This window comes from Stappia sp., from assembly GCF_040110915.1.
Taxonomy (GTDB): Bacteria; Pseudomonadota; Alphaproteobacteria; order Rhizobiales; family Stappiaceae; genus Stappia.
This window is the reverse complement of record NZ_CP157793.1, coordinates 380,040-405,552: the sequence shown is the minus strand read 5'-3', so window position 1 is coordinate 405,552 and position 25,513 is coordinate 380,040. Positions and strand designations below refer to the sequence as shown.

Annotated in this window: 23 protein-coding genes and 1 riboswitch; of the genes, 6 read left to right on the top strand and 17 right to left on the bottom strand. The window is 68.5% G+C overall.

Features of this window, described 5'->3' with window-relative positions; genetic code table 11:
* Position 1: 1 nt before the first annotated feature.
* Positions 2-1,495, bottom strand: a complete 1,494-nt coding sequence (locus ABL312_RS01825) for an AMP nucleosidase (protein WP_349359671.1) — start codon at positions 1,493-1,495, stop codon at positions 2-4.
* Positions 1,496-1,934: 439 nt separating this feature from the next.
* Between ABL312_RS01825 and ABL312_RS01820 the strand changes: the two genes are divergently transcribed.
* Complete coding sequence (locus tag ABL312_RS01820) at positions 1,935-3,086, top strand: site-specific DNA-methyltransferase (RefSeq protein ID WP_349359670.1); 1,152 nt, start codon at positions 1,935-1,937, stop codon at positions 3,084-3,086.
* A gap of 93 nt (positions 3,087-3,179) precedes the next feature.
* On the opposite strand, the gene ABL312_RS01815 is transcribed toward ABL312_RS01820, so the two are convergent.
* From ABL312_RS01815 to ABL312_RS01785, 7 genes are all read right to left on the bottom strand, one after another.
* Positions 3,180-3,764 carry a hemerythrin domain-containing protein gene (locus ABL312_RS01815; protein ID WP_349359669.1) on the bottom strand — a complete coding sequence of 195 codons (585 nt, stop codon included), beginning with the start codon at positions 3,762-3,764 and terminating at the stop codon, positions 3,180-3,182.
* Positions 3,765-4,053: 289 nt separating this feature from the next.
* On the bottom strand, positions 4,054-5,646 hold the full coding sequence (gene gcvPB / locus ABL312_RS01810) for an aminomethyl-transferring glycine dehydrogenase subunit GcvPB (protein ID WP_349359668.1): 1,593 nt from the start codon (positions 5,644-5,646) through the stop codon (positions 4,054-4,056).
* Entirely contained in the window at positions 5,643-6,989 is a 1,347-nt protein-coding gene (gcvPA, locus tag ABL312_RS01805) for an aminomethyl-transferring glycine dehydrogenase subunit GcvPA (protein WP_349359667.1), read from the bottom strand. The genes gcvPB and gcvPA overlap by 4 nt, the downstream gene beginning before the upstream one ends.
* Positions 6,990-6,991: 2 nt before the next feature.
* Positions 6,992-7,489, bottom strand: a complete 498-nt coding sequence (locus ABL312_RS01800; protein ID WP_349359666.1) for an OsmC family protein — start codon at positions 7,487-7,489, stop codon at positions 6,992-6,994.
* A gap of 4 nt (positions 7,490-7,493) precedes the next feature.
* The gene (gcvH, locus tag ABL312_RS01795) at positions 7,494-7,865 is read right to left on the bottom strand and encodes a glycine cleavage system protein GcvH (protein WP_349359665.1); all 372 of its coding nucleotides are present in this window, start codon (positions 7,863-7,865) and stop codon (positions 7,494-7,496) included.
* Positions 7,866-7,938: 73 nt separating this feature from the next.
* The gene (gene gcvT, locus ABL312_RS01790; RefSeq protein ID WP_349359664.1) at positions 7,939-9,123 is read right to left on the bottom strand and encodes a glycine cleavage system aminomethyltransferase GcvT; all 1,185 of its coding nucleotides are present in this window, start codon (positions 9,121-9,123) and stop codon (positions 7,939-7,941) included.
* 213 nt (positions 9,124-9,336) lie between these two features.
* A riboswitch (glycine riboswitch) is annotated at positions 9,337-9,425 on the bottom strand.
* Between the two features lie 163 nt (positions 9,426-9,588).
* The gene (locus ABL312_RS01785; protein ID WP_349359663.1) at positions 9,589-10,179 is read right to left on the bottom strand and encodes a hypothetical protein; all 591 of its coding nucleotides are present in this window, start codon (positions 10,177-10,179) and stop codon (positions 9,589-9,591) included.
* Positions 10,180-10,640: 461 nt separating this feature from the next.
* On the opposite strand from ABL312_RS01785, the gene ispH reads away from it, so the two are divergent.
* Genes ispH through rnhA form a run of 3 tightly spaced genes read left to right on the top strand, consistent with a single transcriptional unit; the run spans position 10,641 to position 13,073 of the window.
* Positions 10,641-11,585, top strand: a complete 945-nt coding sequence (ispH, locus tag ABL312_RS01780) for a 4-hydroxy-3-methylbut-2-enyl diphosphate reductase (RefSeq protein ID WP_349361318.1) — start codon at positions 10,641-10,643, stop codon at positions 11,583-11,585.
* A 43-nt stretch (positions 11,586-11,628) separates the two neighbouring features.
* Positions 11,629-12,594, top strand: a complete 966-nt coding sequence (locus tag ABL312_RS01775) for a homoserine kinase (protein WP_349359662.1) — start codon at positions 11,629-11,631, stop codon at positions 12,592-12,594.
* Entirely contained in the window at positions 12,591-13,073 is a 483-nt protein-coding gene (gene rnhA, locus ABL312_RS01770) for a ribonuclease HI (protein ID WP_349359661.1), read from the top strand. Before ABL312_RS01775 ends, rnhA begins: the two co-directional genes overlap by 4 nt.
* Before the next feature lie 61 nt (positions 13,074-13,134).
* Here rnhA and ABL312_RS01765 read toward each other — a convergent pair whose 3' ends face one another.
* From ABL312_RS01765 to ABL312_RS01745, 5 genes are all read right to left on the bottom strand, one after another.
* Positions 13,135-16,068 (bottom strand): EAL domain-containing protein, encoded by a 2,934-nt coding sequence (locus tag ABL312_RS01765; RefSeq protein WP_374730166.1) that lies wholly within the window; start codon positions 16,066-16,068, stop codon positions 13,135-13,137.
* Between the two features lie 10 nt (positions 16,069-16,078).
* Entirely contained in the window at positions 16,079-16,777 is a 699-nt protein-coding gene (locus ABL312_RS01760) for a GNAT family protein (RefSeq protein WP_349359659.1), read from the bottom strand.
* A gap of 19 nt (positions 16,778-16,796) precedes the next feature.
* Complete coding sequence (locus ABL312_RS01755; protein WP_349359658.1) at positions 16,797-18,086, bottom strand: pitrilysin family protein; 1,290 nt, start codon at positions 18,084-18,086, stop codon at positions 16,797-16,799.
* Entirely contained in the window at positions 18,086-19,495 is a 1,410-nt protein-coding gene (gene thrC, locus ABL312_RS01750; protein ID WP_349359657.1) for a threonine synthase, read from the bottom strand. The genes ABL312_RS01755 and thrC overlap by 1 nt, the downstream gene beginning before the upstream one ends.
* Before the next feature lie 324 nt (positions 19,496-19,819).
* Positions 19,820-20,419, bottom strand: coding sequence for a YqgE/AlgH family protein (locus ABL312_RS01745; RefSeq protein ID WP_349359656.1), 600 nt, complete (start codon positions 20,417-20,419; stop codon positions 19,820-19,822).
* Between the two features lie 469 nt (positions 20,420-20,888).
* Between ABL312_RS01745 and ABL312_RS01740 the strand changes: the two genes are divergently transcribed.
* Together ABL312_RS01740 and ABL312_RS01735 are read left to right on the top strand one after the other, a co-directional pair.
* A complete protein-coding gene (locus tag ABL312_RS01740) occupies positions 20,889-21,716 on the top strand; it encodes a protein-disulfide reductase DsbD domain-containing protein (protein ID WP_349359655.1) in 828 nt (275 codons plus the stop codon).
* Positions 21,717-21,871: 155 nt separating this feature from the next.
* A complete protein-coding gene (locus tag ABL312_RS01735) occupies positions 21,872-22,357 on the top strand; it encodes a peroxiredoxin (RefSeq protein WP_349359654.1) in 486 nt (161 codons plus the stop codon).
* 120 nt (positions 22,358-22,477) lie between these two features.
* Here ABL312_RS01735 and ABL312_RS01730 read toward each other — a convergent pair whose 3' ends face one another.
* From ABL312_RS01730 to ABL312_RS01715, 4 genes are all read right to left on the bottom strand, one after another.
* A complete protein-coding gene (locus ABL312_RS01730) occupies positions 22,478-23,278 on the bottom strand; it encodes an SURF1 family protein (protein WP_349359653.1) in 801 nt (266 codons plus the stop codon).
* Positions 23,268-23,654, bottom strand: coding sequence for a DUF983 domain-containing protein (locus ABL312_RS01725; RefSeq protein ID WP_349359652.1), 387 nt, complete (start codon positions 23,652-23,654; stop codon positions 23,268-23,270). Before ABL312_RS01725 ends, ABL312_RS01730 begins: the two co-directional genes overlap by 11 nt.
* Positions 23,655-23,911: 257 nt before the next feature.
* Positions 23,912-24,772: a cytochrome c oxidase subunit 3 gene (locus ABL312_RS01720; RefSeq protein WP_349359651.1), complete on the bottom strand. Its 861-nt coding sequence runs from the start codon at positions 24,770-24,772 to the stop codon at positions 23,912-23,914.
* Between the two features lie 72 nt (positions 24,773-24,844).
* Positions 24,845-25,495, bottom strand: a complete 651-nt coding sequence (locus tag ABL312_RS01715; RefSeq protein WP_349359650.1) for a cytochrome c oxidase assembly protein — start codon at positions 25,493-25,495, stop codon at positions 24,845-24,847.
* Positions 25,496-25,513: the final 18 nt, after the last annotated feature.

Here is a 25,513-nt window from a genome sequence, read left to right as displayed (position 1 = left end):
CCTACTGAAACGCGGTCTCGGCGAAGCTGCGCAGTTTGCGCGAGTGCAGCCGGTCATGCGGCATGGCGCGCAGCTTCTCCATCGCCAGAATGCCGATCTTGAGATGCTGCGCGACCTGGCGCTTGTAGAAGTCGGTCGCCATGCCGGGCAGCTTCAATTCGCCGTGCAGCGGCTTGTCGGAGACACACAGCAGCGTGCCATAGGGCACGCGGAAGCGGAAGCCGTTGGCCGCGATCGTCGCCGATTCCATGTCGAGCGCGATCGCCCGCGACTGCGAGAAGCGCTGCACCGGCTCGCGGTGATCCCTGAGTTCCCAGTTGCGGTTGTCGATGGAGGCAACCGTGCCGGTGCGCATCACGCGCTTGAGCTCGTAGCCCGCGAAGCCCGTCACCTCGGCGACGGCCCCTTCCAGCGCCACCTGGATTTCGGCGAGCGGCGGGATCGGCACCCAGGCCGGCAGGTCGGCGTCGAGCACGTGATCCTCGCGGACATAGCCGTGGGCGAGCACATAGTCGCCGAGCTGCTGGCTGTTGCGCAGGCCCGCGCAGTGGCCGAGCATCAGCCAGGCATGCGGGCGCAGCACCGCCACGTGATCGGTGATCGTCTTGGCGTTCGACGGGCCGACGCCGATGTTGATCATGGTGATGCCCGACTGGCCGTCGCGCGCCAGATGATAGGCCGGCATCTGCGGCAGCCGCGCCGGACGCTCGCCCTGCGAGGGCTCCAGGTCGCCGGCCCGCGTGACGACGTTTCCCGGCTCGACGAAATGCGTGTAGCCGCTGTGCGGGTCGGCCAGCAGTTCCTGCGCCAGTCGGCAAAACTCGTCCATGTAGAACTGGTAGTTCGTCAGGATCACATAGTTCTGGAAGTGGGACGCGGCGGTTGCGGTGTAATGCTGCAGGCGGTGCAGCGAATAGTCGACGCGCGGCGCGGTGAAAGGGGCGAGCGGGCGCGGCTGACCGGCCTGCGCCTCGAAGGTGCCGTTGACGATGGCGTCGTCGAGGATCGACAGATCCGGCAGGTCGAAAACGTCGGCGAGCGGGCGGGCGAGCGTCTGGGCGACGCCTTCCACATGGGTGCCGTCGTAGAAGGCGAAATGCAGCGGGATCGGCAGGTCGCTCGGCCCGATCTCCACCGGCACCTCGTGATTGCGGATCAGAAGCTCGATCTGCTCGCGCAGATAATTGCCGAAGAGATCCGGCCGGGTGACCGTGGTGGAATGCACGCCGGGCCCGGACACGAAGCCATAGGCAAGCCGGCTGTCGACGCGAGCGTGCGTGTCGGTGACGATGCGCACCTCGGGATAGCAGGCGCGCACGCGCCCCTCCGGGATCTCGCCGGCGAGAAACTGCTGGAAGCGCGCGCGCAGGAAGGCGGCATTGGTCTCGAAGATTTCCTGAAGCCGGGCCACTGCGGCGTCCGCATCCTCGAAGCGCTCGTGCGGGCGAAAGGCCGGCTGCTGGAGAATGGCGTCTTCGCTTCGCTCTGTGTCCATCGGCTTCCGTCCTTTTCTGCCTGCCCGCGCGCGAGCCGGTCGCCCGGGCCCGTCCCGCAGGATAGTCGCATCGGGGCGCTTCGCCGGGTCCGCCGGCCTCTCCCGACTATGAATTTTCTTTCATTCAGTGAAAAGTTTTTTCTCAAGCCCCCGGCTTCCCGGCGGCGACGTTAACGCTCTTGCGCCGCGTTCGATGCATTTTGCAAGGCGTCCCGCGCGCCGGCGGGGATTTCGCGTGAGGCGTCAGGGCGTTGGGCAATAGTTGCCGGGTAACGGGGTTACGCGCGTGCGTTAACGAAGCGAAGCGGCGCCGGACGCCGGGCTGAAAATCGTAAACAGACAATTGATTCTCTTAAGGTTTTTTCTGTCAGCTCTTAACCACCGATTTACCACGCCCGGTAACCATGATGCTCGTAATTGCGTGAGGTAATGCGTCGCAATGAGTGTACTGCGTACCGGGGTGCCCGCAGCGGCACCCCGTCTCTCCCCGACCGACCCGTCCGCGCGCTCCGGCTCCCGGCCGGAGTGGCTCGACACGATCCTGAAGGGCGACTGCGTTGCCGCGCTGGAACGCCTGCCCAAGGATTCCGTCGATCTCGTCTTCGCGGATCCGCCCTACAATCTCCAGCTCGGCGGCGATCTGCTGCGCCCCGATCAGTCCAAGGTCGACGCCTGCGACGACCATTGGGACCAGTTCGCGAGCTTCGAGGCCTATGACGCCTTCACCCGCGCCTGGCTGATGGCCGTGCGCCGCGTGCTCAAGCCGAACGGCGGGCTGTGGGTGATCGGCTCCTATCACAACATCTTCCGCGTCGGCGCGATCCTGCAGGACCTGGGCTTCTGGATCCTCAACGACGTCGTGTGGCTGAAGTCGAACCCGATGCCGAACTTTCGCGGCAAGCGGTTCACCAACGCCCATGAGACGATGATCTGGGCCTCGCCCTCGCGGGATGCCAAATACACCTTCAACTACGAAGCGTTGAAGACCTTCAACGACGATCTCCAGATGCGGTCCGACTGGCATCTGCCGATCTGCACCGGTCAGGAGCGGCTGAAGGACGACGACGGGCAGAAGGTGCATCCGACCCAGAAGCCGGAAAGCCTGCTCTACCGGGTGCTGCTCGCCGCCTCCAATCCGGGCGACGTGGTGCTCGATCCCTTCTTCGGCACCGGCACGACCGGGGCGGTCGCGAAGAAGCTCGGCCGGCATTTCGTCGGCGTGGAGCGCGAGCAGGACTATATCGACGCGGCGCGCGCGCGCATCGACGCGATCGAACCGGCCGCCGCCCACACGCTGACCGTGACACAGGGCAAGCGCGCCGCGCCGCGCGTGCCCTTCGGCAATCTGCTGGAGGCCGGGCTGATCAAGCCCGGCGCGCAACTCACCTGCGCCAAAGGCAAGCACAAGGCGGAAGTGCGCGCCGACGGCTCGCTCGTCTCCGGCGATCACACGGGATCGATCCACAAGGTCGGCGCCCTTGTGCAGGGTTTCGACGCCTGCAACGGCTGGACCTTCTGGCACATCACGGACAAGGGCAAGCGCACGCCCATCGACGCGCTGCGCCAGACGTTCCGCAAATCGAAGACCTGACGGGGTCTTCGATCCGGCTTTCCCGCGCTTCCCCGCGCCACCGCCTCCGTCCGCCTCGCGGGCGGGGGCGGTGTTCGTTTGCACGCAAGGGTCTCAGGCGACGCCGAGCGCCTCCTCGCCACGCTCCAGAATGAGCGGCACGATCAGGTCTTCCTCGTCGTCGAGATGCCGCAGCAGGCCGGTGAGCAGAAGGTCGCTGTCGGCGGCATAGGCATCGGCGGCGCGGCGGATCCGGTCCAGGTCCTTGCCCTGAAGGTCGGCGAAGAGCGCATTGGCCCGGCTCACCACCTGTTCGATGCGCTGGTGGATCAGCTCGTGATCGCCTTCCAGAAGCTCGAAGCCGGCCGCAAGCCGTCGCTCCGCCGCCGTGAAGACCGGGAAATAGTGGTGGTCCTCGATCATGTGGTGGTGGTGCAATTCGCTCAGGAAGTGCTGCAGCCGAGGCCCGAACGCCGGCCCGAAGCGCTCGGCCGGCACCTCGCCCTCGCGAAAGCGGTCAAGCAGGCCGTCGAGCGCGCCGCCGAGCTTGCGGAAGCCCGCGTGACGGTCCAGCCAGAAGCGGGTCAGCCCGCCAAGATTGGGATGGCCCGCCCAGGCGTCGCGCGGATGCGCCTGCAGCAGGAACAGCCATTCCTGAGGCAGGCCGCCGCGCGTGTCGAGATCGGTCGGATGAGGCATGGTCGGTATCCTGGCGTGTCAGCTTCGGCACATGGGAGCCGCACCGCGCGGGACAAGGGCGGGCCCGAAGACTGGCCCGCCGGGCAAGGAGGCACTGCCCGCGTGTACTCAAGAGGCCATTGGCTCTCCGATGCCGGGTCGCGGCTTTGCCTTGCCCGGCATGACGCCTCATGCGGACTTTGCGCGAGAAGCCCCCTCGGCGTCATTCCGGCCCGATGCAATGAGAGCCGGGATCGGAGAGCCACCGGTGGTACCACAACCCGCCGGCGGCTCTTCCGCCCGTTACGCCCTACTCCGCCGCTTCCGGCTGGACCTTGCGCGGTTCGGGCCGTTCCCACTTGAGGACCGGCTTGCGCGCGGCGCGCGTCTCGTCGAGACGGGCGCGCGGGGCATGGAACGGCGCGCCCTTGAAGCGGTCCGTCTCGCCCTTCTGCGCGCTCATCACCAGATCGCGCATGGTGGCGATGAAGAGATCGAGCGCGGAACGGCTTTCCGATTCGGTCGGCTCGATCAGCATGGCGCCATGGACGACCAGCGGGAAATACATGGTCATCGGATGGTAGCCCTCGTCGATCATCGCCTTGGCGAAGTCGAGGGTGGTCACGCCGGTGTCCTTCAGGAAGGTGTCGTCGAAGAGCACCTCATGCATGCACCAGCGCTCGCCGAAGGGCAGGCTCATCAGGTCCTGCAGGCCGACGCGCACATAGTTGGCATTGAGAACAGCGTCCTCCGACGCCTGCCGGAGACCGTCCGCGCCGTGGCTTTTCATGTAGGCAAGCGCGCGCACATACATGCCCATCTGACCGTGGAAGGCGGTCATGCGGCCGAAGGGGCTTTCGCCCTCCCGAAGCTCGGCCTCCGTTTCCACCCAGGTGACGCCATCGCCCTCCTTGCGCAGGAAGGGCAGCGGCGCGAAGGCGGCGAGCCGGTCCGACAACACCACCGGCCCGGAGCCCGGCCCGCCACCGCCATGCGGCGTGGAGAAGGTCTTGTGCAGGTTGATGTGCATCGCGTCCACACCGAGATCGCCGGGGCGCGCCTTGCCGACGATGGCGTTGAAATTCGCCCCGTCGCAGTAGAAATAGCCGTCGGCGGCGTGGATCGCCTCGGCGATCTCGATGATGTCGCGTTCGAACAGCCCGCAGGTGTTGGGGTTCGTCAGCATGATGCCGGCGATGTCGCCCGCGTGTTCGGCGATCTTGTCCTTCACCGCCTGCGTGTCGACCGTGCCGTCCTCACGCGCGTCGATGGCGACGACCTTGTAGCCGAGCAGCGCCGCCGTCGCCGGGTTGGTGCCATGGGCCGATTCCGGCACCAGCACGATCTTGGGATCGCGTCCGGCCGCCTTGTGCGCCGCCTTGATCGCCATCATGCCGCAGAGTTCACCATGCGCGCCCGCCTTGGGACTCATGGCGACCGCCTCCATGCCCGTCATGGTGACGAGCCAATGGGCAAGCTCCGCGATCAGATCCACCGCGCCCGGCACGGTGGACAGCGGCTGCAGCGGGTGAATGTCGGCAAAGCCCGGCAGCCGCGCCATCTTCTCGTTGAGGCGCGGATTGTGCTTCATGGTGCAGGAGCCCAGCGGATAAAGCCCCGCGTCGATGGCGTAGTTCTTCGACGACAGGCGCACGAAATGGCGCATGGTCTCCGGCTCGCTGAGCGCGGGAAGATCCAGCTCCGCCGTGCGGGCATGCCCGCCCAGCGCCGGCGCGAAGTCCTCCGGCTCGTCGAGATCCACCCCGCAAATGTCGGTGCGGCCGATCTCGAACAGCAACGGCTCTTCCATCTGGAGCGCCTTGTTGCCGGTAAAGGTCTCATGGGTCGCGACGGCCGCGGTTTCGGCCGGGGCGGAGGGGCGTCCCTGATTGTTCATGCTCATGCCAGCACCTCCTTCAGCGCGGTGGCGAAGGCCGCGCGGTCCTCGTCGGTGGTCACTTCGGTCGCGGCGACGACCAGCAGGTCGTCGAGCGCCGGTTTGCCGGGGTCGAGCCGGGAAACCGGCACGCCGCCGAGCACGCCCTTTTCCGCGAGCGCCTCGACGACCTCTGCCGCCGGCTTCGGCAGCTTGACGGTGAATTCGTTGAAGAAGGCGTCGTTGATCACCTGCACGCCGGGTACGCCCTGAAGTGCTGCCTTCAGCTTCACCGCGCTCGCGTGATTGATGCGGGCGAGTTTCTTCAGGCCCTCCCCGCCCAGCAGCGTCATGTGGATGGTGAAGGCGAGGCAACAAAGGCCCGAATTGGTGCAGATGTTGGACGTCGCCTTGTCGCGGCGGATGTGCTGCTCGCGGGTCGACAGCGTCAGCACGAAGCCGCGCTTGCCGTTGGCGTCGACCGTCTCGCCGCACAGCCGGCCCGGCATCTGGCGGATGTATTTCTGCCGCGTGGCGAAGAGGCCGACGTAAGGACCGCCGAAGTTCAGGCCGTTGCCGATGGACTGGCCCTCGCCGACGACGATGTCCGCGCCCTGCGCGCCCGGCGGCTCGATCAGCCCCAGCGAGACCACTTCGGTGAAGACGGCGATCAGCAGCGCGCCATGGGCATGCGCCTTCTCGGCGATGGACTTCAGGTCGATGAGCTGGCCGTAGAAGGACGGCGACTGCACGACGACGCAGGAGGTCTCGTCATCGATGGCCGCCAGAATGTCCTCGGTGCCGGCCGGATCGGCGGGCAGCGCGACCGTCCGGTCATTGGCCATGGCGGAAAGCCCCTCGACCACCTCCCGATACTGCGGATGCAGCCCGCCGGAGAGCACGGCCTTCTGGCGTCTGGTGATGCGGTGCGCCATCAGCACCGCTTCCGCCGTGCCCGTCGAGCCGTCGTACATGGAGGCATTGGCCACTTCCATGCCGGTAAGGGCCGCGACCTGGGTCTGGAACTCGAAGAGATACTGCAGCGTGCCCTGGGTCACCTCCGGCTGGTAGGGCGTGTAGGAGGTGAGAAACTCCGAGCGCTGGATCAGGTGATCCACGGTCGCCGGCACGTGGTGCTTGTAGGCCCCCGCCCCGACGAAGAAAGGCACTTGGGACGCGGTGGTGTTCCTCGCCGCCATGCGAGCGAGATCGCGCTCCACGCCGGCCTCGCTCTGGCGCGTCGGCAGGTCGAGCAGCCCTTTGAGGCGGGCGCTTTCAGGAATATCGGCGAAGATTTCGTCGATGTCGGAGACGCCGACGCGGGCACGCATGTCGGCGCGGTCGGCATCGGACAGGGGCAGATAGCGCATGGTCACGCTCCTTGTGCGTCGCCGGAAAGCCGCGCGGGGCGCGGGGCGATGGCGATTTCACTGGTCACGGAATTGGCGATGAAACACAGCTCGTGCGCCCGGTGGTGCAGGGCATCGAGGCGGGCGGCGTCGGGCAAGGCATCTCCGGCAAGCACGATCCCGGGGCGCAGCGTGACGCGGGTGATCGCCATCCGCCCCCGCGCGACGCGCTCCATGACGGCTTGCGCCGCGTCGTCATAGGCCTCGACCACGAGGCCGTCGCGGCGGGCGAGATCGAGAAACCACAGCATGTGGCAACTGGAAATCGCGGCCACGAAAGCCTCTTCCGGATCGACCGCCGCCTCCACCGACTGCGGCAGGGGGACGACGGACGGCGACGCGGAGGCCGGCACGGCGATCCCGCCGTCGAACGACCACGTGTGGGCGCGTGTGTAGGCGTTCGCCGCGAAATCGCCCTCGCGGCGCCAGGACACGGAGGCCTGGTAGACGTGACCGGTCACGGGATCACAGGCCTTCCAGATGCGCCTTGTAGGCGTCGGCATCCATCAGCGCGTCGAGCTGGCTCTTGTCGGACAGCTTGATCTTGACGAACCAGGCCGCGCCTTCCGGGTCCTCGTTGACCTTGGCCGGTTCGTCGGCGAGCACGTCGTTGGCCTCGACCACCTCGCCGTCGAGCGGGGCGTAGACCTCGGAGGCCGCCTTGACGCTTTCCACGACCGCCGCCTCGTCGCCCTTGGCGACCTTGCGGCCGACCTCGGGCAGTTCCACGAAGACGACGTCGCCGAGCTGTTCCTGGGCGTAATTGGTGATGCCGACGGTGGCGACGTCGCCGTCGACGGTGATCCACTCGTGATCTTCGGTGTAGCGGGTGGTCATGATCGTACTATCCTTTGCGATGCGGGTTCGATGCGGTTGCACAAGATCGGCCGCCGGCGGCGGCGTGCGGGTGTCAGGTCTTGGGTTTGCGATAGTAACGCTGGGGGACGAAGGGCATGGGCACGACGGTCGCGGGGAGTTCCCGGTTGCGCACGGCGAGCACCAGCGCGGTGCCCTCGGCGGCATGGGCGGGGTCGACATAGCCCATGGCAATCGGTGCCTGCAGCGTCGGCGCGAACCCGCCCGACGTCACGACGCCGACCGGCTTGCCGTCCGGATCGCGGATCTCCGCGCCCTCGCGGGCCGGTGCCCGGCCGTCCAGCTTCAGGCCGACGCGCAGGCGCTTCGGGCCGTCCTCCAGCTCGCGCAGGATGCGCTCGGCGCCGGGGAAATCGCCGGCCTCCCTGCGCCGCTTCTGCATCACGAAGGTGATGGCGCCCTCCACCGGGGACGTCGTCTCGTCGATGTCGTGGCCATAGAGGCACAGGCCCGCCTCAAGCCGCAGCGAATCGCGCGCGCCAAGCCCGATGGGGGCGACGCGCTCGTCGGCCAGCAGCGCGCGGGCGATGGGCTCCGCCGCGCCGGCGGGAACCGAGAGCTCGAAACCGTCCTCGCCGGTGTAGCCGGAGCGCGAGACATGCACCGCGATCCCGTCGAACTCCATCGCCCGGGCGGCCATGAAGGCCATGTCGGCGGCCTCCGGCGCATGGGCGGCGAGCACCTCGGCGGCCATCGGGCCCTGCAGGGCGATCAGCGCCCGGTCCGTGACCGGCTCCAGCCGCACATCGTCGGGCAGCCCGGCGGCGATCGTCTCGTAGTCCACGTCCTTGCGCGCCGCGTTGACGACGAGGAAGAGCCTGCCGTCGTCGGCCTCGCCCTCCGGCCGGCTCACCATCAGGTCGTCGACAATGCCGCCCGCGTCGTTCAGCAGCACCGTGTAACGCTGGCGGCCGGGCTTCAGTGCGGCGATGGACGAGGGCGTGAGACGCTCCAGGGCGGCCGCCGTGGTCTCGAAGTCCGGACCGACGAGCCAAGCCTGGCCCATGTGCGAGACGTCGAAGAGACCGGCCTTGTCGCGCGTGTGCGCATGCTCGGCGAGAATGCCGGCCGGGAACTGCACCGGCATCTCGTATCCCGCGAAGGGAACGAGGCGGGCGCCCAGCTCGCGATGGAGATCGGTGAGCGGCGTCGTCTTGAGGGGTGTCTCGTTGAGGGGCGTCTTGCTCTGCAACGCCGCGGTCTGGTCGCTGTCGGTCATGGTGCGTCCTGGCACAAGAGGGATCGGTGACGTGAAACCGAAGCGTTTTCACGCACCCCCTCTGTCCCGACGACCTGAGAGATTTCCCGTCCATGCCCGGCGGAGCGACACGCGCCGCCCGGACACGTCGCGATCCCGCGGTCGGGATCGGGACGGTTACTCCTTCGGTGAGGCCGACACGGTCACCCGCGCCCACCTGCTTTCCAGAGCGTTGCTCGATCTGCGGTCCTTTTGCCTGAGAGTTTCCGGGGCGGTTGCTCCTTCGGCGCCGGCGCGAGGCCGACCTCTCCCGCATATCGTGTCCCGCCGGCCCGAGCGCGCCTCCCCGGGGAAGGCGAACCAGACCGGAAGCGACGGCGCACAACGATCACGCCGTCTCAAGTCGCGCGCATTGTCGACACTCGCGCGCGACCTGTCAACGCGGGCGCGCGGCCCGAGGGCACAAGCGCACCGGTGATTTGACGGTCAGCGCCGTCCCCGGCGGCTTTCGTCGAGGGCGATCACCGCACGCACCGACCCGCTGTCGGACACCGCGATGCCCTCTTCCACGACCGCCCATTGCTCGGCCGGCGCGCCCTCGCCGAGCGTCACCGGAACGGGAAGGTTGATCGTCTGCGGCTTGCCGTCGCCGGTCGGCTCCAGCGTCAGGCGCAGGGGCAGCACGAGTTCGCCCCCGCCCCAGGCCGGCCCCGGCGTGGCGCGGCCCGACACGCCGAGCGTCATCGCGACGCCCGACGCGGTGCGGCTGCAGCGATTCGCCCATTTCTCGACGGTCGCCTGGTAACGCAGGGCGCGCGGATCGTCCTCGCGCCCGCGCTCGTAGACCATCACGATGTAGCGTCCGTCCTCCACCTCCAGCGCCGGACAGGGCACGTCCTGGCGAAAGACCTCGGGGTCGACGTCGACGGCCGACCGGGTGGCCGCGTTTCCCGAGATCACGGTCTTGGCGGTTTCGTCGCCGATGCCGCCGACGGCGCCACATCCGGCCACGGCCAGCGCCAGCGTCACCGCCAGAACGGCCCGGGCGGGCGGGAGGCTAAGAGGATGATCCATCATTCACGGCCCAATCTTGGCGCACCCTTCACGGTGCTCATCTCACGTCGCAGTGCTCGTCTCACGAAGCTCGTGGCTCATCTCACGGAGCTCGTGCGTCCACGCACCCGGCACGGCGCGGGCGTATCGGCGCCGCAGACCGCGCGGGAGGCGCCTGTCCTGTCGGGTTCCTCATATCAGGACACGACGCGGAAGGCGAGACACCCCGCGCTCCCTGCCCGCCCGCGATCTGGCCGCCCGCGATCTGGCCGCCCGCGATCTGGCCACCCGCGACCCTTGACACGACCCGGGCGGGTCACTCTATTGCCGGCACGTCAGCGCAGTGTCACCATGACCGCGCAGCGACGACGGACAGCGACGCGACGGACAGCGACGAAAGGAGGCCGGCGGTGGCTTCGACAACCCCGGGTTCGACGGATCAGGCACCACGCGCGACCGGCGACGCGGCGCGACCGGCGCTCGATGTGCTGCTGTGCGCGCCGCGCGGATTCTGCGCCGGCGTCGACCGCGCCGTGCAGATCGTCGAGCTGGCGCTGGAGCGCTACGGCGCGCCGGTCTATGTCCGCCACGAAATCGTGCACAACAAGTTCGTGGTGGAGGGGCTGAGGACCAAGGGCGCGGTCTTCATCGAGGAACTGACCGAGATCCCCGAAGCGGATGTCGAGCGGCCGGTGGTGTTTTCCGCCCATGGCGTGCCCAAATCCGTCCCGGCGGCCGCGCAGGCGCGCAACATGTTCTATCTCGACGCGACCTGCCCGCTCGTCTCGAAGGTGCACAAGGAAGCCGAGATCCATCACCGGCGCGGACGCGAGATCATCCTGATCGGTCACGCGGGCCATCCGGAGGTGATCGGCACCATGGGGCAACTCCCCGAGGGCGCGGTACGGCTGGTGGAAACGGTGGCCGATGCCCGCGCCTATGAGCCGACCGGCGACAGGCCGCTTGCCTGGATCACGCAGACGACGCTCTCCGTCGACGACACGAAGGAAATCGTCGACACGCTGACGGAGCGCTTTCCCGACATCGTCGCCCCGCACAAGGACGACATCTGCTACGCCACCACCAACCGGCAGGAAGCGGTGAAGGCGGTGGCGCCGAAGGTCGACGCGATGGTCGTCGTCGGGGCGCCGAATTCGTCGAACTCCCAGCGCCTGCGCGAGGTGGCCGAACGGGCCGGCTGCCCGACCGCGATCCTGGTGCAGCGCGCGGCCGACATTCCCTGGGACGCGCTTCCCGCCCTCTCCCGTCTCGGCATCACCGCCGGCGCCTCCGCGCCGGAAGTGCTGGTCGAGGAAATCATCGGCGCCTTCGCCGACCGCTACCGCGTCACCGTCGAGACGGTGCGCACGGCGGATGAGACCGTCGCCTTCAACCTGCCGCGCGTGCTGCGGGAGCCGGTCGTCTCCTGACCGGACGTCCGCCCGCCCGACGCCCCAACAAGAACCCGATCACATGGCAGTCTACACGGAAGTGTCCGACGAGGACCTCGCCCGGTTCGTCGCCGGGTATGACATCGGCGATGTGCTCGCCTGCAAGGGCATCGCCGAAGGCGTCGAGAACTCGAACTTTCTGCTGCACACGCGCGCCGGCTACTTCATCCTCACGCTCTACGAGAAACGCGTCGATCCGGCCGACCTGCCGTTCTTCATCGACCTGATGCGTCATCTCGCCGACAAGGGCATCTCCTGCCCCACCCCCGTTGCCGCGCGCGACGGGGCGATGCTGGGCGAACTCGCCGGCCGGCCGGCGGCCATCGTCTCCTTTCTCGACGGCATGTGGGTGCGCCGGCCGAAGCGCGTGCATTGCGCCGAACTCGGCCGCGCGCTCGCCGAGCTGCATCTGGCCGGCTCGGACTTTTCCATGCGCCGGGCGAACGCGCTCTCCGTCGAACACTGGCGGGGGCTGCTGGCCCTGTCGCTCGATCAGGCGGACACGGTCAGCCCCGGCCTCGCCGATCTGCTTGCCCGCGAGGTCGACCACCTGGAAGGCGCCTGGCCCCGCGATCTGCCGAGCGGCGTCATCCATGCCGATCTCTTTCCCGACAATGTGTTCTTCATCGGCGAGGAACTGTCGGGCCTGATCGACTTCTATTTCGCCTGCACCGACGCCCTCGCCTACGACGTGGCGATCTGCCTCAACGCCTGGTGCTTCGAGCCGGATCTTGCCTTCAACGTCACCAATGCCCGCGCGCTGCTCGACGGATACCGCAGCGTGCGCGCCTTCACCGATGCCGAGTTCGAAAGCCTGCCGCTGCTGGCGCGCGGGGCGGCGCTGCGCTTCCTGCTCACCCGCCTGCACGACTGGCTGCGCGTGCCCGAAGGCGCGCTGGTGACGCCGAAGGACCCGGTGGAATACCTCAAGAAACTCCGCTTCCACCAGGGCGTGTCCAGCGCCTCCGACTATGGGCTCGTCACGTGAGCGACACCGATACGACCACCGCATCCCCCGCGCCAGCGCCCGCGTCGCGCGTCGAGGTCTTCACCGACGGCGCCTGTTCGGGCAATCCGGGCCCGGGCGGCTGGGGCGCGCTGCTGCGCTTCGGGGCGCACGAGAAGGAACTGTGCGGCGGCGCGGCGGAGACCACCAACAACCGCATGGAGTTGACCGCCGCCATCGAGGCGCTCGACGCCCTCAAGCGCCCCTGTGCGGTCGATCTTCACACCGACAGCACCTACGTGAAGAACGGCATCACCCAGTGGCTCCACAACTGGAAGCGCAACGACTGGCGCACCGCCGACAAGAAGCCGGTCAAGAACGCCGATCTGTGGAAGCGTCTCGACGAAGCGCGCCGACGCCACGACGTGACCTGGCACTGGGTGAAGGGCCACGCCGGTCACGACGAGAACGAGCGCGCCGATGCGCTGGCGCGCGCCGGAATGGCGCCGTTCAAGTCCTAGGCATTTTCACGCCATAGGTCCTTGGCGCATGCGGCCGCTCTTCCGCCGCCGCGCGCGCGGATCAGGCCCTGAGCGCCGCCATTTCCGCCTCGAGCAGCTTGGTCGCTTCCGCCGCATCCATCGGCTGACCGAACAGAAAGCCCTGCGCGAACTCGCAGCCCAGCTGATGCAACTCGAGGGCGTCGGATTCCGACTCCGCCCCTTCCGCCACCACCTGCATGCCCAGATCGTGCCCGAGCGCCACGATGGAGCGCAGGATGACCGGCCGGGCGCTGCGCCCGTTCGGCCGCACGAAGGACTGGTCCACCTTGATCGTGTCGAAGCGGAAGCGCTGCAGGTAGCTGAGGCTCGAATAGCCGGTGCCGAAATCGTCCAGCGACAGGCCGGCGCCGAGCGCCCGCAGCCGCTCCAGCATGCGGGCGGCATATTCGGGATTGGCCATGACCACGGATTCGGTGAGTTCCAGCTTCAGCGTGCCCGGCGCCAGCGAGGAGCGCGCCAGGACCTGCTTCACGTCGTTGATGAGATCGTGGCGCAGCAGCTGCAGCGAGGAGATGTTCACACTGACGAAATGCGGGATCGGAACCCGGAAGCGCTCCTGCCATTCGGCGAGTTGCCGGGCGCCGCGATCGAGCATGTAGAGGCCGAGTTCGTTGATAAGGCCGGACTGTTCGGCGATGGGAATGAACTCGACCGGCGAAATCGCGCCGCGACGCGGATGCTTCCAGCGCGCCAGCACCTCGAAGCCGGCGATGGAGCGGTCGCCGAGGCGGACGATCGGCTGGAAGTAGACGGAGATGCCGTCGGTCTTGAGCGCCTTGCGCAGATCGGCCTCGAGCTCCACCCGGGTGGCGCCGACCGTCTGAAGCGTCGGCCGATAGACCTCGACCCGGTCGCCGCCCATGCGCTTGGCGTGGTTCATGGCCACATCCGCCTCGCGCATCAGGTCCTGCGCCGAGACATTGGCCTGATTGTCCTCATAGAGCGAGATGCCGACGGAGGCGGTGAGCAGCACTTCCTGATCGCCGAAGGTGATCGGCGAGCGCAGCGCCCGGCGCACGGCGTCGGCGAAGGCGGCGACCCGATCGGCGGATTGCTCCGACAGGAGCATCAGGCCGTAGGTGTCGGCGCTCAGCCGGGCCAGTGCGTCCTGCGGCTTGAGCTGCCGCGACACGCGCCGCGCGATGGTGAGCAGAATGCTGTCGCCGGCCGACAGCCCGAGCGAATCATTGACCTGCTTGAAGCGGTCGAGATCGATCATGATCACCGACGGCCGCGCCAGCCCCTCGGCGCGCGCGCGCGCCAGCGCGCCCTGCAGCCGGTCGAGGAACAACTCGCGGTTGGCGAGGCCCGTCAGATTGTCATGCACCGCGTCGTGCAGCAGCCGTTCCTCGGTGACCTTCTGCTCGGTCACGTCGAGCAGCGTGCCGACACAGCGGATCACCTCGCCGTCGGAGCCGACGATGGGTCGGGCGCGCAGGCGGAACCAGCGGAAGTGCCCGTCCTCGGCGCGCAGACGGAAGGCCTGCGTGATCCGGCCGCGCCGCTGGTCGATCACCGCGTCGAGCGTGGCGCGGAAGCTGTCGCGGTCCTGGGGATGGAGAATGTCCAGCCAGTCGCGCGCCGGGCCTTCCAGCAGCCCGTGCTTGATGCCCAGAAGCTCCTCCACCTCGTTGCCGGTGGAGATGCGGTCGCGGTCGACGTCCCAGTCCCAGATGATGTCGCCGCAGCCGGTGAGCGCCAGCGCCCGCCGCTCGACGTCGGAGATCAGCCCCTGCGCGATGGCGCCGCCGGCGAAGGCATGCTGCATCACCGTGAAGCCGATCAGAAGAACCACCAGCACCAGCCCGCCGGCCAGCGCCGGCTGCACGATGTCGTTGGCGAGCGCGCCCGTCACCGTCATCGCCGCGCCGATGAGCCAGGACAGGAGCAGCACCCAGGTCGGTACCAGCATGATCGCCCGGTCGTAGCCCTGCGCCGTCAGCGCGACGATCACCGCGAAGCCGAGCACGGCGATGATGCCGAGCGAGATGCGCGCGATGCCGGCGGCGACGGCCGGGTCCCAGACCGCCACCCCGAGAAGCCCGAGCACCAGCACGAGCGTGCCGAGCAGCAGGTGGCTGTAGCGGATGTGCCAGCGGTTGAGGTTCAGATAGGCGTAGAGAAAGATGATCAGGCTCGCCGCGAGCGCCACTTCCGCGCTTGCGCGATAGAGCTGCTCGTCGCCCGGCGTGATCTGCAACACCTTGTTCCAGAAGCCGAAGTCGATGGTGAGATAGGCCAGCACCGACCAGGCCAGCACGGCGGTCGCCGGGAACATCACCGTGCCCTTGACCACGAAGAGGATGGTCAGGAACACCGCCAGCAGGCCGGAGATGCCGAGGATGATGCCGCGATAGAGCGTGTAGGCGTTGACCGTGTCCTTGTAGACGTCGGGCTCCCACAGGCGGATCTGCGGCAGGTTCGGCGTGCTGAGCTCGACGACATAGGTGACGACCGCCCCCGGATCGAGCGTGACGAGGAAGACGTCGGCCTCCTGGCTCGACTGGCGCTCCGGCGCGATGCCCTGGCTCGGGGTGATCGAGGCGATGCGCGAGGAGCCGAGATCCGGCCAGATGACGCGCGAGCCGACGAGCTGGAAATAGGGCGCGACGATCAGCCGGTCGATCTGCTCGTCACCGGGATTCGACAGCGCGAACACCGCCCAGCTCGTGTTTTCGTCATCGCGGGAGTTCACCTCGATGCGGCGCACGATGCCGTCGGCGCCGGGCGCCGTGGAGACCTGGAGGCTCGGGCCGGTCTCGGCATAGATGTCGACCGCCGACGTCAGGTCGATGGCGTCCGCATCGGCCGCGACCTCGACGGCTTCCAGCGCCGCGGCGGGCGCAAGCGCCACGAACCACGCCGCCAGCGCGAGAAGGACGATCTTCACAAAACGCAACCGAACCACCTGTCGACTTTCGATCCTGCAAGGCTCGCGGACACATATCGGCATCCGCCGCATCTCACAAGGTTTCATTCCGGGCGGGGGCGCCCGGGAGTTCCGGCCGCCAGACCGTGTCGTCTCCCGCTGTCGCGGTCCCGCGCACCTCATGGATGTCGGCCCCGCCCTCGCGCCTCACGTCGGGATCGCTCGACAGCCGCGCGAACAGCAGATGATCCTGCCACTCGCCCGCGATGCGCAGGTAGCGCCGCGCGCAGCCCTCCGCCTGAAACCCGAGCTTTTCCAGCAGCCGTCGGGACGCGGCATTGTGCGGCAGGCAGGCGGCCTCGACCCGGTGCAGCCGCAGCTCGGCGAAGGCGAAGGTCAGCAGCGTGCGCACCGCCGCGCTCATGTAGCCCTGACCGGCGAAAGGCGCGCCCATCCAGTAGCCGAGCGAACACGTCTGGGCGACCCCGCGCCGCACGTTCGACAGCGTCGCCCCGCCCAGCAGCACATCGTCTTCGGCGCGGAAGACGAAGAAGGGATAGGCCTTGTCGGCGCGCATCTCCCGCTGATAGCGGCGCAACCGCCGGCGAAAGGCGGAGCGGGTGAGCTCGTCGCGCGCCCAAAGCGGTTCCCAGGGCTGAAGAAACGTCCGGCTTTGCGCGCGCAAGGCCGCCCAGGCCGCATAGTCCTGCGGCAGGGGCGCGCGCAGGTGGACGCTTTCGCCCGTCAGGCTCCGCGTCGTTTCCGGGCTTGCAAGACCGCGCAGGAACGACATCGCGCCCTCCGTGCGGCTGTCACGCGCCGACGGCCCGCGCCGCACCGGTCGGCGGGTCGAGACGGGCGGCGACATCCTCGGCGGTCAGCCGCACGCCGGCCGGACCGACGGTCGACAGCGTCGGCGCGCCGCCAAAGGTCTTGCCCGCAACGCGGCGCAGGCAATCGAGCGTCACGGCGTCGATCCTGGTCTGGATCTCGTCGAGCGACAGAACGTGGTCGTGGATCATCATCTGGCGGGCGATCTGGCCGGCCCGCGCCGCCGGGCTTTCCAGCGACATCATCAGCCCGGCCCGAATCTGGGCCTTCGCCCGGTCGAGATCGGCCTGGGCGATCCGCTCCGCCGCGGCGTGCACCTCGTCCACCAGCACGGGGAACAGCTCGTCGATGTCCTCCTCGCCCGTCGCCGCGTGAATGGCGAAGACACCGGTGTCGCGAAACGCCCAGTGGAAGGCGTAGATCGCATAGCACAGGCCGCGGCGCTCGCGGATCTCCTGGAACAGACGCGACGACATGCCCCCGCCCATCACCGAGGCCAGCACCTGGATGGCATAATAGTCGGCCGCCTTGTAGGGCTGCCCCTCGAAACCGAGGACGAGCTGGACCTCCATCAGGTCGCGCTCCAGACGCCCGGTCCCGCCGGTGTAGCGGGCCGGCGCCAGCGCCGGCGAGGGCGCCGACGGCAGATCGGCGAAATGCGCGCGCGCCAACTCGACCATCGTGTCGTGATCGACCGCGCCGGCCGCCGACAGGATCATGCTGTCGGCCCGGTAATGGCGCGCCAGATACCCCCTGAGATCGTCGGGCGTGAAGCTCATCACCGTGTCGCGGGTGCCGAGGATCGGCCGGCCGATGGACTGGTTCGCCCAGGCCGTTTCCTGGAACTGGTCGAACACCTTGTCGTCCGGCGTGTCATGCGCCGCGCCGATCTCCTGCAGGATCACGTGCTTCTCGCGGGCCAGTTCCTGCGCGTCGAAGGTGGAGTGCTGCAGGATGTCGGCGATCAGTTCCACCGCCAGCGGCACGTCCTCGGCGAGCACGCGGGCGTGGTAATTGGTGTGCTCGACGCTGGTCGCCGCGTTGAGTTCCCCGCCGACCGCCTCGATCTCCTCGGCGATCTGGCTGGCGCTGCGCTTTGCCGTTCCCTTGAAGGCCATGTGCTCGAGCAGATGGGTGATGCCGTTCTGCTCCGCCGTTTCCGACCGCGACCCGGCCTCGACCCACACGCCGAGCGCCGCGGTGCGCAGATGCGGCATGGTGTCGGTCACCACCCGCAGACCATTTTCGAGACGGCTTACGCGCACGCTCATCAGCCGACCTCCAGATCGACCGCGCGGGCGGTCTCGAGAATGTGCTGCTCGATCCGCGAGCGGTCGGCCGGCATCGGCGTGAAGCGTTCGGGCGCCTCCATCATCGGCCGCAGTGCCGGCGGCAAGTCGGGATAGGTCCCGCTCGCCCGCTCCACCGCATCCGGGAACTTGGCCGGATGGGCCGTGGCGAGCACCACCATGGGCGAGGCGGTCTCGCCCCGCGCCTCGGCCACATGCACGCCGATCGCCGTGTGCGGATCGAGCAGATAGCCGGTCTCGCGCAGGGTCCGCGCGATCGACTCGGCGGTCGCCGCCTCGTCCGCCCGTCCGGCGTCGAAATCGCGCCGGATCTCGCCAAGCGGACCGGCCTCGAGCGCGAAACCGCCCGACTGGCGCAGCCGCTCCATCAGCCGGCGCACCGCGCCGGCGTCGCGATCATGCGCCGAAAACAGCAGCCTTTCGAAGTTCGACGAGATCTGGATATCCATCGACGGCGAGATCGTCGGCTGGACGGCGCGCGTCTCATAGGCGCCCTGTTCCAGCGTGCGCGTCAGGATGTCGTTGGAATTGGTGGCGATCACCAGCCGGTCGATCGGCAGGCCCATGCGCTTTGCGACATAACCGGCGAAGATGTCGCCGAAGTTGCCGGTCGGCACGGTGAAGGACACGGGACGATGCGGCGCGCCGAGCGCCGTGCCGGCCACGAAGTAGTACACCACCTGCGCGACGATGCGCGCCCAGTTGATCGAATTGACGCCGGCGAGCCCCACGCGGTCGCGGAAGGCGGGATGGGTGAACATCCCCTTCAGGATGGTCTGGCAATCGTCGAAATTGCCCTCCACGGCGAGCGTGTGGACGTTGTCCTCGCCCGGCGTGGTCATCTGCCGGCGCTGCACGTCCGACACGCGGCCGTGCGGATAAAGGATGAAGATGTCGGTGCGCGCGCGCCCGCGAAACGCCTCGATGGCCGCGCCGCCGGTGTCGCCGGAGGTGGCGCCGACGATGGTCGCGCGCTGGTTGCGCTCGGTCAGCACGTGATCCATCAGCCGGCCGAGCAGCTGCATCGCCACGTCCTTGAAGGCCAGCGTGGGGCCATGGAACAGCTCCAGCACGAAGCGGTTCGGCGCGATCTGCACGAGCGGGGTCACCGCCGGATGACGGAAGCCGGCATAGGCCTCGTCGATCATCGCCCGGAGCTTCGGGCGCGGGATGTCGTCGCCGACGAAGGGGGCGATTACCGCCTCGGCGATCTCCGCATAGGAGCGGCCGGCCAGATCCGCGATCTGCGCGTGCGACAGGTCCGGCCAGTCACGGGGCACATACAGGCCGCCATCGGCCGCAAGGCCGGTGAGGAGCACGTCGGAAAACCCAAGCTCCGGCGCCTCGCCCCTCGTACTCACATATTTCACGGTGGCGATGTCCTTCCTGTCAAAACCCGCGCCCTGAACAATGTCCGCGCCGCCCGGGAGCGCTTTTGCCCGTCGCGGCCCGAACCGATCCGGGGTTGGACCGATCCGGGGTCGGGCTGGTCCGGGATCGGGCCGTGTCCTGCGTTCGTCCCCGCTCCGGCCGGGCTGCACGCGGGCCCGGGGCGGCGACGCCCGGGCGGTGCGCGCCAGCCCCCGGGCGCGAAATCATCGCGCACCCTATCGCCCTGCCCGAACGCGGGCAAGCGCGACACGGTTGCACGCCGCACGCCGCCTGCGCCGGGGCGCGACGCATCGTCGGCCGCGTCAGGCGTGGCCGGCCTCGCTCGACAGGCTGCCGGGGCTGATGCCCAGCGTCGCGAGCGCCCGGTCCCATTTGCTGTCGATCGCGGTATCGAAGATGATGTCGGCATCGGCCGGGCCGGTGATCCAGCCGTTTTCCTGGATTTCGGTCTCCAGCTGACCGGCGCCCCACCCCGCGTAGCCGAGCGCCAGCATCGCCTGGGCGGGGCCGCGCCCCTCCGCGATGGCGCGCAGGATGTCGAGCGTCGCCGTCAGGCAGATGCCGTCGTCGATCACCAGCGTTGAGCTGTCGAGCACGAAGTCGCGCGAATGCAGCACGAAGCCGCGTCCGGTCTCCACAGGGCCGCCGCGATGCACCCGCATGCGGCGCGCCAGACCGGGAAGCACGATATCGGCGTCCTCGGGGATGAGGTCGAGCTGGCGCAGCAGATCGGGAAAGGACAGGTTGGGCGCGGTCTGGTTCACGATGATGCCCATCGCCCCGTCGCTGGTATGCGAGCACACGTAGATCACCGCCTGGGCGAAGCGGTCGTCCGCCATCTGCGGCATGGCGATCAGAAACTGCCCCGTCAGATCGTCGCCCCGGGTTCTCATGTTCCGCATCGGCCTCGTCCTGCCTGCATCGTCCTGCCCGCTTGTCCCGCATGCCTCGTCCTGCATGCTTTCCCTTCCGCCTCGCGAACGCGGGACGCAGGGGCGTTGCGCCCGCATGGCGCGCCGCGCTCGCGCGAAGCAGTCAAGGATACGACGCCTCGGCGCTGTTGTTAACCGCATTGCGGGCCGGCGAGCGGGCCCGACACCCTGTCGTTGCCCTGTCTGCGCCGCTTTCGAAGGGGCGCGCGGTCGTGCCGGACGGAGGTTTCACGCGCTTGTGCGCGTGCGCAAGCTGGACCGCCGCCCCGGATTGCGCCAAGACTCTCGGGTGAACATCACAACCGTGGGGTGGAGACGAATCATGCGCTGGGGCGCCATGTCATGGGCCCGGGACCGGATCCGGCCAAGGGTCCGGCCAGGGCCCCGGAGGAGGATCCGCCGGCTTGCCGGCCTCGCGATCGCGGGCCTTGTCTGCGGCGTGCTGACGCTTGCAGCCGGCCTGGCTCTCGCGCCAGGGGTCGCGGCCGCCGAAAGCGCCTGGCAGGAGGTGCCCGGCGCGAAGGTGCGCCTCGTCACCGTGGGCCGCCTGGGTCCGGATGCCAAGACGCCGGCCGACGCCGCGCTCGAAATCCAGCTCGAGCCGGGCTGGCACACCTATTGGCGCTTTCCCGGCGAGGCCGGCATTCCCACGGAAGCGGATTTCACCCGCTCGCGCGGCCTGCGCGGCGCCACGCTGCGCTTTCCCGCCCCGAAGCGCTACTTCGACGGGCAAACCACCTCCATCGTCTACACCGACCGTGTGGTGCTGCCGATCGATCTCGACATCGATCCGCAGGCCACATCGGCGATGCTTTCGGCCGATGTGACCTTCGGCGTGTGCCGCGACATCTGCGTGCCGGCCACTGCGGCCCTGTCGCTCGAGATCGGCGCCGAGGACGGCTCCATCATGAGCCGGATGGCCATCACGCGGGCCCGGCTGGCGATCCCCAAACCGCAATCGGAGGCCGCGCCGCGCATCGCGCGGATCGCGGGCAGCACGCCCGACGCCAACGGGGAACGCACGCTGACCATCGAGGCACGGCTTGCACCCGGCGCGCTGGAGGCGGACCTATTCGCGGAAGGCGCGCCGGGCTCCTACATCGAGGTGCCGCGCCGGATCGCGCGCGACGGCACCTCGGCGACCTTTGCCCTGACGACCCACGGGCTCGCCCGCACCGACGACGGGCGGCCACTCTCCCTCGTGCTCGTCAACGGGCCCGTCGCCGTGCGTCACGCCATCGACGCCGACACGCTTTCGCCGCGCTGAGCGGCCATTCGCGCCCGCGCGGTGCGATTGCGGGTCGACGCAGGCGCCCTGCGACCCTATGTCTCGCGCGGGGCCCGCTGACGGGTCTCGCACAGGGCCCGATGCCGGGTCCGGTCCAAGCTTTCCTTCATCCGCATCGTTTCGGAGACATTCCCATGAGCATCCAGGTAGGCGACACGCTTCCCGACGCCACGTTCAAGACCATGACCGCCGACGGTCCGGCCGATCAGAGCGCCAGCGATCTCTTCGCGGGCAAGACCGTCGTGCTCTTCGCCGTCCCGGGCGCCTTCACGCCGACCTGCCACCTCAATCACCTGCCCGGCTTCGTGGAGCACGCCGACACGATCCTGTCGAAGGGCGTCGACACCATCGCCGTCGTGTCCGTCAACGACGTCTTCGTGATGGACGCCTGGGCGAAGGCCAGCGGCGCGGGCGACAAGGTCCTGTTCCTCGCCGACGGCAGCGCCGAGTTCACCAAGGCGATCGGCATGGAGCTCGACGCCTCGGGCTTCGGCATGGGCGTGCGCTCGCAGCGCTATGCGATGATCGTCAAGGACGGCAAGGTCACGACGCTCAACGTCGAGGACGCGCCGGGCACGGCCGAGGTGTCGGGCGCGGCCGGGATCCTCAACGCGCTTTGAGCGGATCGGCCGCAGGGCCATCAGATGACATGAGGAGGCCGGGTGGACGCCCGGCCTTCTTTCGTTTCGGGACGCGGGTTTCGCTTCGCGACGCGGGGAACCGCGACGCTCGGGCCAGTGTCAGCGGACAGCGCGGCCCTTGCGCCACTCCGAGCGGGCGAAGGCGGCGAAGATCACCACCAGCACGGCGGCGAGCCCGTACCAGGTCACGGCGTATTGCAGGTGGTTGTTGCGGAAGCTCACGATGGTCTCGCCCGACTGCGGAAGACCGGAGGGGGGCGTGAAGCGCGCCGCCAGGTCGAGGGTGAAGGGCGCGACCGGCACGTCGGTCACGCCGAGCGACGCCGCCATCTTGCGCGCCTCGCGCACGAACCAGATGCCATCGGCCGGGTCCGCCTCCAGCGTGAACATGTTACCGCGTTCATCGCGCCGCCACAGACCCTCCAGCTCGACCTCCCCTTGCGGCGGCGCGCTGCCGGGCCGGACCTCGGGACGCTCGTGGCCGTCGGGCACGAAACCGCGATTGACCATCACCACATAGCCGTCCTGGGTGCGGAACGGCGCATAGACGAAATATCCGGGCCCGGCATAGGCCCCCTGCGGCTCGCTCAAAGTGATATAGTAATAGAGTTCGCCGTCGAGGAAACGCCCGCGCACCGTCACCGGGCGGTAGTCCCAGGCCGCGTCCGTCAGGCCCGCCCAGTCCTGCGGTCCGGGTGCGGTCACCGGATCGGCATCGACGCGCGTCTCCACGCGCTCGATCAGGTCGAGCTTCCAGGCGAGCCGCTGCACCTGCCAGGTGCCGAGGGCCAGCAGGATCGCCAGAGACACCACGGCGGCGACCGCCGGCCACAGCAGCCGGCGCGCCAGCGGGCGGGTCGGCGGATTCGCGGGTGTCGTGGTGGAGGACTCAGGGGTCAAGTCGCCCCTCCCGTGCGTTGTGGCGATACTGGTGCGCGATCATCAGGCCCTTGAGCGGACGCAGCATCCCCAGCGCCAGCGCAACGATCAGCGGGATCCACAGCAGCAGATGCACCCAGATCGGCGGTTGCACGGCCAGCTCGAGCCACAGTGCCAGCCCGACGACGACGAAGCCGACGACCATGATGATCAGCACCGCCGGGCCGTCGCCGGCATCGGCGAAATCATAGGCCAGGCCGCAATTGGAGCAGCGCTCACGCACGGTGAGAAAGCCGCGAAACAATGCGCCCTGGCCGCAGCGCGGGCAGCGCCCGCGAAGGCCCGTTCGCGACGGGTCCTGCGGCGGATACTGGGCCTGATCCCGACCTGTGGTCATGGAGCACTCCTGGCGCGAGGCGAACAACAGAATGCCACCCCGCATGCGTTCGATCCTTGCTTCGACGCCGGCCCGACGCCGCCCGGCCGGCGACACGATTCCTGAGCGACCCTGCCGTCACGCGGCCCCGGCGTCGAGAGGGCAGATCGATGCAGGGCAACCGAAAACGCCTGCGGCGGCCGAAGCCGCCGCAAACCCTCGTTCATGGACCGGGCACCCGGCTCAGCGCCGCGCGTGCCGCTCGATCCAGGCCTCGATCAATGCGCCGGGCCGGCGGCCCAGACATAGATCGTGACGAAGAGGAACAGCCACACGACGTCGACGAAGTGCCAGTACCAGGCCGCCGCCTCGAAGCCGAAGTGCTTCTGCGGGGTGAACTGACCCTTCATCGCGCGGATCAGGCACACGAGAAGGAAGATCGTGCCGACGATGACGTGGAACCCGTGGAAGCCGGTCGCCATGTAGAAGGTCGCGCCATAGATCGAGCCGGAGAAGCCGAAGGCGGCATGGCTGTACTCATAGGCCTGGACGATGGAGAACAGCACGCCGAGCAGCACGGTGAGCGTCAGACCCCACTTCAGGCCCTCGCGGTCGTCGTGCAGAAGCGCATGGTGCGCCCAGGTGACCGTCGTGCCCGACAGGAGCAGGATCAGCGTGTTCAGCAGCGGCAGATGCCAGGGGTCGAAGGTCTCGATCCCGACCGGCGGCCAGACGCCGCCCGTCGCTTCCACGCGCTGATACTGCGCCGCCTCGCCGGCGAAGAGCGACGCGTCGAAGAAGGCCCAGAACCACGCCACGAAGAACATCACCTCCGAGGCGATGAACAGGATCATGCCGTAGCGCAGGTGAAGCTGGACCACCGGCGTGTGATCGCCCGCCAGCGACTCGCGCACCGTGTCGCGCCACCAGCCGTACATCGTGTAAAGCACGACGAGCATGCCGACCGCGAAGATGCCCCAGCCCGAAAGATCGAGGCCGAACAGAAGGAACGGCTGATCCTGGGTGTAGCGGAACAGGCCGACCGCTCCCAGCGCCATGATGAATGCGCCGACGCCGCCGAGAAAGGGCCAGGGGCTCGGGTCAACGATGTGATAGTCGTGGTTCTTGGCGTGCGCCATGGGTGGTGTCTCCCCCGATCTTTCCTATCTCGCCGCGCAACGCGCGGCGCGACACGTTTACTGACGTTTCATCTACAGACGGTTCTTCTCTGCCGGCTCGTCGGCACGGGCCGCGACCGGCGTTTCCGACGACTTCGCCGGGAAGAAGGTATAGGACAGCGTGATTTCGCGCAGGTCCTTCAGGGCCGGATCTTCGTCCATCGCCGGATCGACGAAGAACACGACCGGCATCTCGACATCCTCGCCCGCCTTGAGCGGCTGTTCGAGGAAGCAGAAGCAGTCGATCTTGTTGAAGTAGACGCCGGCCTCGAAGGGCGTGACGTTGAAGGTCGACGTTCCGACCGTCTCCGACCCGCTCATGTTCTTTGCCACGTAGTTGAGCTGCCGGGTCTCGCCCATCTTCAGCGTGATCGTGCGCTGTTCGGGGCCGAACTCCCACGGAAGGCGCGAGTTGACGTTGCCGTCGAAGCGCACGGTGATGGTCCGGTCGATCACGCGATCCGCATCCACATCCGCGCGCTGCGTGGTCCCGCCGTAGCCGGTCACGCGGCAGAACAACTCATAGAGCGGCACGGCGGCATAGGCCGCGCCGGTCATCGTCACGACACCGAGGCAGGCAGCGATCGCAACCCGCCGGTTGGAGCGCTGCAGGCGGCGCTCACGCGCCTCGTCGCCCTGGGCTGCGTCCTGTCCCTGCCCGGACCTGGTCGTGTCTTGTGTCATGATGCCGGCACCTCCCGC

Bases quoted from the DNA above. Each gene is read 5' to 3' on its own strand.
- ABL312_RS01820 (WP_349359670.1), top strand. From the start codon at position 1,935: ATGAGTGTACTGCGTACCGGGGTGCCCGCAGCGGCACCCCGTCTCTCC.
- ABL312_RS01725 (WP_349359652.1), bottom strand. From the start codon at position 23,654: ATGACCACAGGTCGGGATCAGGCCCAGTATCCGCCGCAGGACCCGTCG.
- ABL312_RS01785 (WP_349359663.1), bottom strand. From the start codon at position 10,179: ATGATGGATCATCCTCTTAGCCTCCCGCCCGCCCGGGCCGTTCTGGCG.
- ABL312_RS01765 (WP_374730166.1), bottom strand. From the start codon at position 16,068: ATGCCGATATGTGTCCGCGAGCCTTGCAGGATCGAAAGTCGACAGGTG.
- ABL312_RS01735 (WP_349359654.1), top strand. From the start codon at position 21,872: ATGAGCATCCAGGTAGGCGACACGCTTCCCGACGCCACGTTCAAGACC.
- gcvH (WP_349359665.1), bottom strand. From the start codon at position 7,865: ATGACCACCCGCTACACCGAAGATCACGAGTGGATCACCGTCGACGGC.
- ABL312_RS01755 (WP_349359658.1), bottom strand. From the start codon at position 18,086: ATGAGCGTGCGCGTAAGCCGTCTCGAAAATGGTCTGCGGGTGGTGACC.
- ABL312_RS01815 (WP_349359669.1), bottom strand. From the start codon at position 3,764: ATGCCTCATCCGACCGATCTCGACACGCGCGGCGGCCTGCCTCAGGAA.
- gcvPA (WP_349359667.1), bottom strand. From the start codon at position 6,989: ATGCGCTATCTGCCCCTGTCCGATGCCGACCGCGCCGACATGCGTGCC.
- ABL312_RS01715 (WP_349359650.1), bottom strand. From the start codon at position 25,495: ATGACACAAGACACGACCAGGTCCGGGCAGGGACAGGACGCAGCCCAG.
- ABL312_RS01825 (WP_349359671.1), bottom strand. From the start codon at position 1,495: ATGGACACAGAGCGAAGCGAAGACGCCATTCTCCAGCAGCCGGCCTTT.
- ABL312_RS01775 (WP_349359662.1), top strand. From the start codon at position 11,629: ATGGCAGTCTACACGGAAGTGTCCGACGAGGACCTCGCCCGGTTCGTC.
- gcvPB (WP_349359668.1), bottom strand. From the start codon at position 5,646: ATGAGCATGAACAATCAGGGACGCCCCTCCGCCCCGGCCGAAACCGCG.
- gcvT (WP_349359664.1), bottom strand. From the start codon at position 9,123: ATGACCGACAGCGACCAGACCGCGGCGTTGCAGAGCAAGACGCCCCTC.
- ABL312_RS01745 (WP_349359656.1), bottom strand. From the start codon at position 20,419: ATGCGGAACATGAGAACCCGGGGCGACGATCTGACGGGGCAGTTTCTG.
- ABL312_RS01760 (WP_349359659.1), bottom strand. From the start codon at position 16,777: ATGTCGTTCCTGCGCGGTCTTGCAAGCCCGGAAACGACGCGGAGCCTG.
- ABL312_RS01720 (WP_349359651.1), bottom strand. From the start codon at position 24,772: ATGGCGCACGCCAAGAACCACGACTATCACATCGTTGACCCGAGCCCC.